The sequence below is a fragment of the Streptomyces sp. NPDC051310 genome, from assembly GCF_044455245.1.
Classification (GTDB): domain Bacteria; phylum Actinomycetota; class Actinomycetes; order Streptomycetales; family Streptomycetaceae; genus Streptomyces.
On sequence record NZ_JBITEO010000014.1, the window covers coordinates 53,780 to 66,941 of the forward strand.

The window sequence follows — 13,162 nt, forward strand, 5'->3', positions numbered from 1 at the left end:
CACCCGCCTCCCGTCACACCGTCGTCCCCTCCTGTGAGGAGGAACACGGCGGCGCCGCGCCGGCCCTCACCCGTCCCCGCGCACACCGCCGAACACACCGGGACCCAGGACGTGGTCGAGGAGGTGCAGCGGCGCGGCGCCGAGTCCGGTGGCCTCCGCCGCGTCCCAGTACGCCAGGGCGTGCGGCAGATCGACCAGACCGTGGATGAGCGGGGGAGCGGCGGCCCCGGACGGCGGCGCAGGGCGACGTGCCGTGAGGTGCGCGTGGAGCAGGGACTCCAGCCGGCAGGACGCCATCGTGCCGGGCAGACCGATCCGGGTGGCGCGTGCCGCGTCCGCGACCCCGGCGAGTCCGGAAAGGCCCTCCGCGAGGCGGGTGGCCGTCGCGCCCGCAGAGCCCACAGAGAGGAGACCGCCGCCGACGACCAGCACGTCCCGCTGTTCGCTCATCCGCCGCAGGGCCCGTGCGGTGTCGAAGCAGTGCGGAAAGGAGTCGTCGACGACGATCGTGCCCGGCCGCAGCCGGTCGACGTCGATCACCGCCGCCGCGCCACTGACCGCGGCGACGAGCACGTCCGCCTCGTACACCGCGTCCGGCAGCGTCGGAGCCGCATCGGAGAGGACGGCGATCCGGTGCCCCGGGACGTGGGACGCGAGTTCCGCGGCGAGCCGGCGGAGCCGCGGGCCGCTGCCCGGGACGTCGCACAGGACCAGCCGGGCCGGGGGCCGGGGGCTGCGGGCGAGCAGGAGGCGCAGCGAGGAGGTGCCGATGGATCCGCAGCCGACGAAGGCGACCGTGCTGTCGGAAAGCCCGCGGCCGGTCTCCGCGAGCGCGGCGTGGACGGTCTTCACGACGGAGACGGTCGTCATCGCGTGGCCCGTGGTCACGGAGACGGCCGGGCCACCGCGCTTCTCCCGCAGGACGTCGTAGCCGTAGCCGGTGAGGGACGGGATCACACCGGCCAGCGAGACCGAGCGCGCTCCCAGCGACGCCGCGTGTGCCACGGCGCGTGCGGAGAGCGCGGCGAGGCCCGGACCCGGGGGACGGACCCCTCCGGGGACGAGTTCGTCCGCGAACAGGGGCAGGCAGACGAACCCCGAGGTACCGAGCGGCGTGGTGGTCTCCTCCAGCAGCCGGGCGCGGCCCTCCGGGAAGAGCAGCGTGCGCAGCTCTTCGCGGGGGAGGGCGCCTTCCGGCAGCCCGGCGAAGGCCGCCACGTCCCTCGGCGCGGGGAGGTATCCCACGAGCGCCGCGTCGAGACCGGTGCCGGGACCGGACGTCGTGGTGAGGGGCGCCGCGGTGGTGAGGGAGGCCCGCGTGGTGACGGGAGCCGTGGTGGGCGTTTCCTTGCCGGGCCCTGCCCCGTTCGCGTCGGGGAACAGCGCTTGCTCCAGCTCGCCCCGTACCGCGTCCGCGAAACCGTCCAGCGCCGCGGCGGTGAGCACCGTCGCCGGGGCCCGTACGGTGACGCGCAGCCCCTCGTCCGCAGGGCGGACTGCGACGAAGACGTCGGTGCCGACCGGGGGCGGGGCGAGCGCGGTGTCGGCGTCGTCCTCCCGCAGGTGCAGCGTGCCGCCGCCGGGCCGGCCGAGAGCGGAGAAGTCCAGGAACGTGAAGAAGAACTGGGCGGTCCGCGGCAGCCCGGCAGGCGTACGGGCGTCCGTGGGCCCGTACCGCCTGGCCACGACCGTCTCGGCGGCGATCCGGCGCAGGTCCTCCCGGAACGGCGGCGTCCGGCCCGGGAGGTCTCCCTCGGCCTCCGGAGGCGACGGGCGGAGCGCCACCGCCTCGGCGAACGGTCCGAAGACGTCGTGGGCTGCCGCCGACGTGTCGTCGCGTCCCGTCACGGCCAGCCCCAGCACGAGGTCGCGGCGGCCGGCGAGACCGGTGAGCGCCCGGTAGTACGCGGTGAGCAGCGGCGCGTACAGCGTGGTCCCGGCGGTATGGGCGAGCTGTCGCAACCCCTGCGTCGACGCGGCGTCGAGAGTGAAGCCGGCCGTCCGGAAGGCGCGGGCGCCGCCGCTGTCGCCCCTGCCCGCGCCAACGTCCGTGCTGTCGCTGTCGCTGTCGCTGTCGCTGTCGCCGTCGCCATCGCCGGAGGCGGCGGCCGGGCGGAGGACGGGCGGCGCGTACGGAGCGTCATGAGCCGCGCGATACGCCTCCGCCTCGGGGTCCGCTGCGCGCGGGCCCGCGGCGAGGCGCAGGGCGTGGTCGCGGAAGGTGCCGCCCACCGGGGGCAGCCCGTCGGGCAGGCCGCGTACGAGCCGGTCGTAAGCGGTGAGGAGTTCCCTCGCGAGCAACGCCGCGCTGTAGCCGTCACCGATGAGGTGGTGCGCGTGCACGACGAGCACGTGCTCGTCCGGGCCCACCCGGAACAGCCTCAGGCGTACCAGCGGCCACGCCCACGGCTCGAAGACGCGCCGTGCCTCCTGCGCGACCCGCTCCTCCAGCACCTCCCGCGTGTGCCCCGGGGGCAGGGTCTCCCGATCGACGGGCAGCCGCAGGGACGCGGGCAGTTCCTGCTGCACGGGTGGCCGGGCGCCGGCCGGGAAGACGGTGCGGAGCATGGGGTGACGGACCACCAGCACGTCCACCGCCTGCTGGAACACCTCCGGACGCAGCGGCCCGCTCAGCCGGAACCGGGCCAGCCAGGCGGACGTCGACCCGGGGGCGATCGTCTCGGCGAGCAGGAAGCCGCGCTGCGTCGGCGTCAGCGGGTAGGGCGCGGTGTCGTCCCGTGCGCCGCGCGCGGCGGCGGTGGCGGCTCCCGGCGCCTCGGCCGGTGCCGGCGGAGGCCCGTCCTGAGCCACCGCGTCGATGGCGGCGGCGAGGCCGCGCAGGGTGCTGTGGGTGAACACGGCGGTGGGCCGCGGCAGGAGCGGCACCTCCTCACGCAGCCGGGCGAACAGTTCCAGGGCGAGGATCGAGTCCCCGCCGAGAGCGAAGAAGTCGTCCTCGGCGCGGACGTCCGGTGTCTCCAGCAGGTCCGCCCAGACGCGCGCGAGAATGCGCTCGGTGCCGGTCGACGGCGGGTTCCCGGACCGGCCGCCCGCGCCGACGGCAACGGGAGACGGCGATCCGGGCCCACCGTCCCGAGGGCCGGACGCCTCCGGGCTGCCACTCCGAGGGCCGCACGCCTCCGCGCTGCCGGCCTGCGGACCGGGTGCCTCAGCCCCGTTGGCCTGCGGGCGGGGCATTCCGGCCTCGTCGGCCTGCGGATGAGGTACGCCGGCCCCGCCGGTCCGCGGAGGAGATGCCTCCGCGCCGCCGGCCTGCGGATCGGGCGACCCGGCGCCCCCGGCCTGCGGATCAGTCGACCGGGCACCGGCCGGACCGGGCGATCCGGGACCGTCCGGTGCCTCCGGCCGGGCGTCGCGTCCGAGCCGCAGGCGGTCGATCTTGCCGGTGCCCGTCAGCGGGAGCGCGCCCAGCACCTCGATCCGGCCGGGCAGCATGTACGGCGGCAGCGTGCGGCCCAGGAAGGCCCGTACCTCCGTGGGGTGGGGTGCCGCCCCGCCCGGTCGGGGTTCGACGTACGCGGCGAGCCGGCCGTCGGCGAGGAGCACGGCGGCCCGCGCCACCGCGGGGTGGGCGAGCAGCGCGGCCTCGATCTCGCCGGGTTCCACCCGGTGGCCGCGCACCTTGACCTGGTCGTCGAGGCGGCCGAGGAACTCCAGGACGCCGTCGGCCCTGCGGAGGACACGGTCGCCGCTGCGGTACCAGCGGCGGCCGTCCCGCTCGACGAAGGCGGTCGCGGTGAGTTCCGGCTCCCCGAGGTACCCCGGGGTCAGACCGGCGCCGGCGATGAGCAGTTCCCCCGCCTCGCCCGGCGCGCACGCGCTGCCGTCCTCGGCGACGACCATGAGATCGGTCCCGCCGACGGGCCGGCCGATGGGCAGGCGCCGGACGTCGTCGGCGGGGCGGGTGCCGATGATGTGGCACGTGGCGTTGATGGTGGCCTCGGTGGGCCCGTACAGGTTGGAGATGCGGTGGCGCGGCCGGTCACCGTCGCGGCCGGTGCCCAGCAGGTCGAACCAGCGCCGGACGTGAGCCGCCGCCAGTACCTCGCCGCCGACGTGCACCCAGCGCAGCGCCGAGAGGTCCGGGGCCGTACCCTCCTGGCGCGCCCGGGCCTCGGCCGCGGACAGCAGCCGCTCCCAGAGCGTCGGAACCGAACTCCACACCGTGACCCGTTCGCGGACCACGTGGTCGAGGAGCGCTTCGGGATCGCGCACGAGATTCCGCGGGAGCGTGACGACCGTGGCCCCGGCGAGCAACGGCGCGAGGACTTGCCGTACGGACGCGTCGAAGCAGAGGGAGGCCGTCTGTGCGAGCCGGTCGCCCGGACCGTAACCGAACGCGGAGAGGGCCCAGTCGAGGTAGCCGGCCATCGACCGGTGGGTGATCGGGACGCCCTTGGGCCGGCCGGTGGACCCCGACGTGAAGATCACGTACGCGATCGCGTCCGGATCGTGCGGGGGCGCCGGCGGGGCGGGTACGGGCGGAGCGCCCGCCGGGGTGCCGGCCATGACCGTGACGACGCCGTCGAGCGCGGCGGCCGCCCCCAGCGTGGCGGCGTGGCAGACGACGACCCGGGCGCCGGTGCGGCCGACCTGGTCCCGCAGGCGGGCGGCCGGGTACGCGGCGTCCAGCGGCACCCACCCGGCGCCGGACCGGAGGATGCCGACGACGCCCACCACGACGTCCGGGCCCGGTTCGGTCAGCAGCCCGACCAGGTCCCCGGGCCGCACGCCCTCGGCCCGCAGCCGGACGGCCAGGGCGGCGGACGCCGCGTCCAGCTCGCCGTAGGTGAGCGTGGTGTCCCCGCCGTCCACCGCCACGGCCCCGGGGTGCGCACGGAACCCGGCGAGGAGCCGCCGTACGATCCCGTCGCCTCCGGCCGCCCGCCGTCCTGTGACGATTCCGTCATCTCCGGCCGCCCGCCGTCCTGCGACGAGCGTGTGCACGTCGGCCAGGTGTTCCGCGGCAAGGCGCTCGACCGTCGCGGGGCCGAGGAGACGGGCGGGGAAGTTCCACGAGAACCGCAGCTCGCCGTCCGCCTCCCAGCACAGCAGGCTCAGCCGGGTCGCGGCGGAACCCGTCGCGGCCGCCGTCGGCGTCACCGTGACCGGCCAGTTCTCGCCGCGGGCAACGGGGAAGCGGGAGAAGCTGAAACCGGCTTCGGCGAGCGCACGCGTGCCCCCACGCCCGGCGGGCAGCAGCCGGGCGAGATCCGGGCTGCTGAGGGAGGCGTGCGCCTCGGCCTCCCGCCAGATCCTGCGAAGCCGCCGCGCCAGGGTGGTGACCGGCTCCTCCGGGTCGACGTCCGCGAACACCGGCAGGGTGTCCGCGAGCGGCCCGACGAGCCGCTCGATGCCCGGCAGGCGGACCTCACGGCCCGCACGGGCGACGTTGACGGCGACGGCCCGCCGCCCGCTCCACCGCGCCAGACACCGTACGTGGACGGCGAGCATCAGGTGGAACAGCGAGACGCCGTGCTCTGCGGCGACCTCACGCAGGGCCGCGGAGCCCCCGGCCCCGACACCGGTGGAGTGGTGGAGGAGCGGTGGCTCGGGAGACCCGTCGGCGTCACCGTCGTACGGCAGTGCGGGTACGCCGGAGTCGGCCGTGTGTGCGGCGATGCGCTGCCGCCAGTACCGCTGGTCGTCCGCGAAACGGGCCGTGTCCCGGCCGGCGGCGAGGAGGGCGGCGTACTGCGAGAACTCGGCGCCGGGCGCGGGCGGTTCCGGCAGCGCGCCGGAGCCGGCCAGGCCGGCGTACAGGGACCAGAGGTCCTCACTGAGGACGTTGAGGCTGAAGCCGTCCACGGCGGCGTGGTGCACGACCATCAGTACGTGGGCGAGCCCGGGGGTCTCCCGTACGAGGACCACGCGCACCGGGTCCTCGGTGGTGAGGTCGAACGGCCGGTTGCACACATCCCGTTCGAGGCGCTCCAGCGCCCCGTTCGGCACCGGTGCGCCGCCGTCCGGTTCCCGCACCTCGTACCAGACCGGTGCGGGGCCGGCCGCGGTGGCCGGCGCCACGAACTGGAGCGGGGGTGTGCCCTCCCGGGCGATCCGCATCCGCAGCATGGGGTGCCTGGCGGCGAGCAGGGCGAGCGCCCGGCCGAGGAGCGCGGCGTCGAGGGGCCCGCGCACGGTCTGGCGTACGTAGCCGAAGGCAGGGACGCCCTCGTGCAGTGTCTCCGCCGCGTGGAACGCCCTCTGCACGGGCGTCAGCGGGAAGGCGGAGCCGTGCCCGCTCCCGGCCGCCGGGGCAGGCCGCCGGCCGGCGCACTGCCGCGCCGGCCCCGGCGGGGCCTGCCCGTCCAGAGGCGCGCGCGAGGCTTCCGCGGCCAGATGGTCCGTCAGTTCCCCGAGGGTGCGGTGCTCGAAGAGCAGCGTCGCCGACAGGGGCAGCCCGAGTTCGCGTTCGAGGCGGTGGGCGAGGTCCACGGCGGTCAGCGAGTCGAGGCCGAGCGAGAGGAAGTGCGCGTCGTCCGCGATGTCCTCGGGAGCCCGGTGCAGGGCCTCGGCCAGCAGCCTCCGGACGAGCACGGCGACACCGGAGGGATCCGTGACGCCGGACCCCGCCTCGACCCCGTCCGCGGTCGTGGACGCGTTGGCCGTGGACGTGCCCGACCTGGACGTGTTCGACGTGGACGTGCGGCCGTCGAGGGCGTCCGCCGTATCCACGGCATCCGGGGCGTCCGCGGTATCCGGGGCGTCCGGGGTGCCCGGCTCGTGCCGAGCGCCCGGTCCGGCCGCAGGCTCCCGGCGCGCCGGGAGCGTGGGCGTGCCGGGTTGTCCGACGGGTGCCGGGGGACGTGTGCCCGCGGGCGGCGGGGGAGCGGGCACGATGGGGAGCCCGGTCACCAGCAGGTGCGCGCTGTCCAGGCCGAGGGCGGCGCACAGGCCCGCGACCGCCGCGGCGCTCGTCAGCGGCGCCATGCCGCGCGCCGCCACGTGGTCGAGCGCCCGTGACCGGCCCGCCATGCCGGCGTCGGCGACGGGCCCGAGTCCGATGGCCTGCCACGGGCGGCCCGCCGCGCGCTCGGCGGCGGCGAACGCGTCGAGGAAGGCGTTGGCCGCCGCGTAGTCGCCGAGCGCGCCCGCCAGACCCGGCACCACCGAGGCGACCGAGGAGAACACCACGCACGCGGCGGGCCGGTGGCCATGCCGGCGCAGCGCCCCGGCGAGCAGCACGGTGCCGCGCACCTTGGCCGACAGGGCCCGCTCGATCTCCTCGTCCGTCTTGGCGCGCAACGAACCCGGCCGTACCGTCCCGGCTGCGTGGAAGACGCCGTCCAGGGGCGGCAGACCGGCGACGAGCGCGTCGGTGTCGTCCTCGGCGGACACGTCGGCCGACCGGTACTGGGCGCGGGCGCCCAGGGCCCGCAGTTCGGCCAGCAGTTCCCGGGGAGGGGAGGCGGCCCGCCCGGTGAGGACGAGATCCGGGGCGCCACGGCGCGCGAGCTCGCGCGCCAGCGCGGAGCCGAGACCCCCCGCGCCCCCGGTGATCAAGTACGTGCCGTCGGCGGGAAGCCGGCCTCCCCGATCCGCCGCCGCACCTCCGGCGGACGGGCCGCCTGCCCGCCCCGACGGGTCGCCTGACCTGGCCGACGGGTCCTCCGGCCCGGCCGGCGGCTCCTCCGGCCCGGATACGCGCCGTTCACCGGCGCCCTCCACTACCTGAGGCGTACGGGACAGGCGGCGGCCCGCCCGCCACGCGACCGGGGTGGCGGTGCCGGGGACGGTCTCCGCGTACAACTCGCCGACCACGGCTTCGAGTCTGTCGTGCGCGGGGTCGCAGGACGACAGGTCGACGGTACGGCAGGAGAGCCCGGGGCGTTCCTCGGCCAGTGCCAGGGCGAAGCCGTTCAGCAGGGCCTGCGCGGGCCGCGGGCGTTCCGGCGCGGATCCGGTCACGTGCACGTCCTGAGTGACCACCAACAGCCGGTCGCAGCCGGGGCCGAGCAGCGCGAGGATGCCCCGCAGGGCCACCACGGCCGCGTGCCGGGCGGCGTCCACCCCGTCGGGGTCGCCGTGCGGCCCGGAGAGCTCGGGAGCCTCTCCGGCCAGCCAGACGAGCGTGTCCGCTCCGGACGGGCCGGCCCCGGCGGAGTGCGCCGGGCCGTCGTACGGCAGCACCGTGACACCGCGGCCGGCGAGCCGCCCGGCGAGGGCCGGTGCCAGATCGGAGCCGGTGGCCCCGGCCAGCCGTACCGTTCGCGGCCCTCGAGCGGGCGTGAGGGGCGTGTCCTGCCAGACCGGTCGGTGCAGTACGGGCGCGGCACCGGTGCGAGCGCCGGAACCGGCCTCGGACAGGCCGCCGGAGCCCTCCGTTCCGGCGGTGAGGCCCGGAGCGGACGGGGCGTGCGGAGATCCGGGACCGGAGCGGTACCGCTCGGCCCCGTCGGTACGGCGCACGGGCCAGAAGCGCTCGCGCTCGAACGGATAGGCCGGAACCGGCACACGGGACCGGCCGGCGTCCAGCGCCGTCCGGTCCAGCCGGACCCCCCGCACCCACAGCCGGCCCACCGTCTCCAGCAGGGAGCGCAGTCCAGGATCGCTGCCTGGTTCCGCCGTCCGCACGGCCGGAAGCACCGCGACGTCCGGGGGTGCCCCGCGTCCGGCGGCGACGGCGCGCACCGGGGCGGCGAGCGAACCGCCCGGGCCGAGGTCGACGAAGGTGTCGTACCCCTCGTCCAGCAGCCGTGCGACGGCGGCGCCGAACAGGACCGGCCGTACGGCGTGCCGCCGCCAGTGACCGGGTGTCAGCTCCGGCTGCCACCGGCCGGTGAGGGTGCTGAGCATCGGCACGGCCGCCGGGCGGGCCGTCACCGCCTTGGCGGCACACTCCAGGGGTTCCAGGGCCGGCTCCAGCAACGGGGAATGGAAGGCGTGGGACACGTCGAGCCGGCGCGCGGCCACGCCGCGTGCGGCGAGATCGGCGACGGCCCGGTCCACTGCGGGCACCGGACCGGCCAGCACCACGTGGTCCGGCCCGTTGACGGCGGCCACGCACAGCCGGCCGTCCGATGCGGCCACCAACCCGGCGGCCTCCTCCTCGCCGGCCCTGACGGCGGCCATGGCGCCCGGGAGGGCGAACTCGCCCATGAGGCGGCCCCGTTCGGCGGCGAAGGCCACCGCGTCGGGCAGGGTCAGCGCTCCCGCGACACAGGCGGCGGCGATCTCGCCGACGCTGTGCCCGACGACGGCGTCCGGGGTGATCCCCCACGCGGCCAGTTGCCGTGCCAGGCCGACGCCGTACGCCACCAGCAAGGGCTGCGACACCTCCGTCCTGACCGGCCCCTCGGCACCGGATCCCGCATCCCGGCACCATGCGGCGAGGGCGCGTCCGAGGACCGGCCCGACGGCGGCGGACGCCTCGTCCACGACCTCCCGGAACACCGGAGCCGAGCGGTACAGCCCACCGACCGCGCCCGCCTGCCGAGCCCCCTGCCCGGGCAGCAGGAACACCAGGCGTGGACGCGGACGGGCCTCCGACGCGTGCACCCCGTCCGCGCAGCGCCCGGCGGCGAACGCTTCGAGGCGTTCCGCGAGGTGGCCCTCCGCGACCAGCGCGAGCCGGTGCGGCCGGTCGTCCCGCGCCCGGCCCACCGCGGCACACACGTCCCCCTCGTCCAGGGCAGGGTGGGCCCGCAGGTGTGCGGCGAGTTCACCGGCCGCCGTACGCAGCGCCGAAGGGGTACCGGCCGACAGCGTCAGGAGGTGCTGTCCGCCGGAGCCGGCCCGGAGCGAGGCGGGGGGCCGGGAGCGGTGAGGGGCGGGCCGGGCCGGGGCCTCCTCCAGGACCGCGTGGGCGTTGGTCCCGCCGAAGCCGAAGGCGTTGACCCCGGCGACGAGAGGCCCGGGCGCGCGCCACTCCTGGTGCCGGTCGACCAGCGCGAAGCCGGGCGCGGAACGCTCCAGGTACGGGGCCGGCGGTCCGGCCTGCGGAGCGGGTGGCAGCTGCCGGTGCCCGAGAGCCAGCACGACCTTGACGAGGGCGGGCATCCCTGCCGCGTTGAGCAGGTGTCCCACGTTGGCCTTCACCGAGCCGAGCCGGCGCGGCAGCCCGTCGGGCCGCGGCGGAAAGGCATCCCCGAGGGAACGGGCCTCGACCGGGTCGCCGACCGGGGTGCCGGTGCCATGCGCTTCGACGTACGACACGGCCGCCGGGTCCACGCCGGACTCGCTGTAGGCGCGGGCGATCACCTCGCGCTGCGTCCGCGGGTTCGGCGCGAGCAGGCTCAGCGACCGGCCGTCGTTGTTGACCGCCGTGGCGCGTACGAGGGCGAGCACGGGGTCGTCGGAGCGCCGGGCGTCACCGAGGCGGCCGAGCACGACGGCGGCGCCGCCCTCGCCGGGCACGAAGCCGTCGGCGTCGGCACCGAAGGGCCGGCACCGCCCGGTCGGCGACAGCGCCCCGGCACCCTCCAGCAGCCGCGAAGCGGTGGGGGACAGGTGCAGGTTGACACCGCCGACGACCGCGAGGTCGCACTCGCCGGACAGGAGGCTCCGCCGCGCCAGGTGGAGGGCGACGAGCGCCGACGAGCACGCCGTGTCGACGGCGAGGGCCGGGCCGTCGAGGTCCAGCACGTGCGAGACGCGGGCGGCGACGAGGTTCGGCAGGTTGCCGGTGAGCGCGCCCCGGTGGGCGGCGAGTCCGCCGTCCACCGCTGCGTCGAGGACCTCGCGGTACCCGCTGTCGCCGACGGCCGCGAACACGCCGATCCTGCGGCCGGTACGGCGCGGACCGGCGTAACCGGCGCGCTCCAGCGCCTCGTGCGTCAGCTCCAGGAAGAGGCGGGCCTGGGGGTCCGTGGCCCGGGCCTCTTCCTCGTCCATGCCGAAGAAGGCGGCGTCGAACGCGGCGGCGTCGAGCGAAGGACCGGAGCTGTCGGGGCGGCGCCCGGCCACGAGCAGGTCCCAGAACGCTTCGGGCGTCGCCGCCCCCGGGAACCGGCAGGCCGTCGAGAGGACGGCCACGGCGTCGCCGCCCGGCATGTCATCCGTGGAGTCCGATGCGCTCGCGGGGCCGGCAGCCGGTACGGCCGCGTCTCTTGCCGCGCTGTGCCCCGTCCCGAGGAGGCCGAGCAGATGTACCGTGAGGGCCGGGACGGTGTCGTGGTCCACCACCGCCCGGGGCTCCACGCAGACGCCGAACGTCTCCTCCACGGCGGCGACGACGGCCATCGCCTTGAGCGAGGAGCCGCCGAGCGCGAAGAACCGGTCGTGCGGGCCGATGGCGTCCACCGGAAGCTCCAGCGTCCGCGCCCAGATGCACAGGACGGCCTCCTCGACCTCACCGCGCGTACGCGGAGCCCCCGGCGCGTCGCCGGCGGCGGCAGGCCCGCGGGCCTCGGCGGGAGACGGCGCCCCAGCAATGGCAAGTCCGGCGACCACGGCGGGAGACGGCGCCCCGGCGGCGGCAGGCCCGCGGGCCTCCGCGGCGGACGCCGGTGCCCACGCGCGCACCCGCGCTTCCACGGCCGCGTACGCCCCCGCCTCGAACCGGTCGCGCAGCAGACTGCGGCGCAGCTTCCCGCTGGTGGTGCGGGGAAAGCCGCCGGGAGGCAGGGGGAGCACCCGTACGTCGTCGTGCCCCAGGGCCTCCCGCAGCCGGGTGGCCGCCGCGCGCAGCACGGGTGCGGCGGCGGGCGTGGGCCGGGACCACTGGACGAGCCCCACGACGCGTTCCGCTCCGGTGACCGGTTCGGTGGATCCGACGACCGCGACCGTGCCCGGGGACAGGCCGGGCGTCCCGGCGAGGATCTCCTCCAGGTCCGGGGCGTGGAACGTACGGCCGTTGACGAAGACGACGTCCTTGTGGCGGCCGGTGACGCACAGCCGGCCGTCGTTCAGGAAGCCCAGGTCGCCGGTGCGGAGCCAGCCCCCGGCGAAGGCGGCGGCGGTCGCGTCGGGGTCACGGTGGTAGCCCCGGCCGAGCTGGGGTCCCCGCACCTCCACGTGGCCGACATGCCGTTCGCCCAGCGGCTTGCCCGCGCCGTCGGTGACGCGGACCTCGCATCCGGGGACGGGGCGGCCCAGGTCCATCAGCTCCACGGCGTGCGGCCCGGCCCCGGTCGGCTCGGCGCGGCCCCGGCCGAGCGCCGCCCGGTCCAGGGTCAGCGGTGCGGCCACCTCGCCGAGCGGGGGGAACGTCACGGCGAGGGTCGCCTCGGCCAGCCCGTACACGGGGAGAGGGGCCCGCGGGTCCAGTCCGGCGGGCCGGGTCTTGGCCGTGAACTCCCGCCACACCCGGGGGCCGATGGGTTCCGCGCCGACCAGCAGCAGCCGCACGTGGCGCAGGTCCAGCGCCGCGATGTCGCTATCCGGGATCCGCTGCACCGCCAGGCGCAGCGCGAAGTTCGCGGCCGAGAGGACCGTCGCGCGGTGCCGGGCGGCCGTCTCCAGCCACAGCGCGGGGCGCTTGGCGAAGCTGAGCGGCTCCAGCCGCACCTGCTTCAGCCGCGCGGCCATGGGCACCAGGTGGGTGCCGATGAGCCCCATGTCGTGGAAGTAGGGCATCCAGCCGAGGAGCACGTCCTCGTCGGTGAGCGCGGCCGCTGCGCGGATCTGCGCGAGGTTGGCGAGGACGCCGGCGTGGGTCAGCTCGACGCCCTTGGGCGCACCGGTGCTGCCGGAGGAGAACTGCAGGAACGCGACGTCGTGCGCGTGCGGACGCGGCAGCCGCCCGGGCGGACGGCCGGCGCGGAGGTCCCCGAGCCGCAGGGCGCGTACCTGCCCGGGAAGGTCGCCCAGCAGCGCCTCGCCCGCCTCCCCGGCTGCCCCGCCGATGAGGACGGCGGGCCGGCCGAGGTGTTCGTACACCGGTGCCACGCGGTGCCGGGCCGGGGCCAGAGGCACGGGTATGAGCCCCGCCGCCAGCGCGCCCCAGAACAGGGGCTGGAAGTCCTCGCCCCGGTCCGCGACCAGGGGCAGCGGTGTGCCCGGCGCCAGCCCGGCGTCGATCAGCCCGCCCGCGACCCGCAGCGCCTCGGACCGCAGTTCGGCGAAGGTGACGACCCGCTCGGTGCCATCGCCGCGCACGTGCACGACGACCTGCTCCGGCGCCTCATCGGCCGCCCGCAGCAGGACGTCGAGGAGGTTCGCTTCACTGTTCGAGGGGTGCATCGGCAGACTCTAGCAAGGT

The 13,162-nt window shown here is 76.8% G+C and carries 1 protein-coding gene; it reads right to left on the reverse strand.

Features of this window, described 5'->3' with window-relative positions; all coding sequences use genetic code 11:
- Positions 1–66: 66 nt before the first annotated feature.
- A complete protein-coding gene (locus ACIA79_RS21250) occupies positions 67–13,143 on the reverse strand; it encodes an amino acid adenylation domain-containing protein (protein WP_399429894.1) in 13,077 nt (4,358 codons plus the stop codon).
- Positions 13,144–13,162 lie beyond the last annotated feature (19 nt).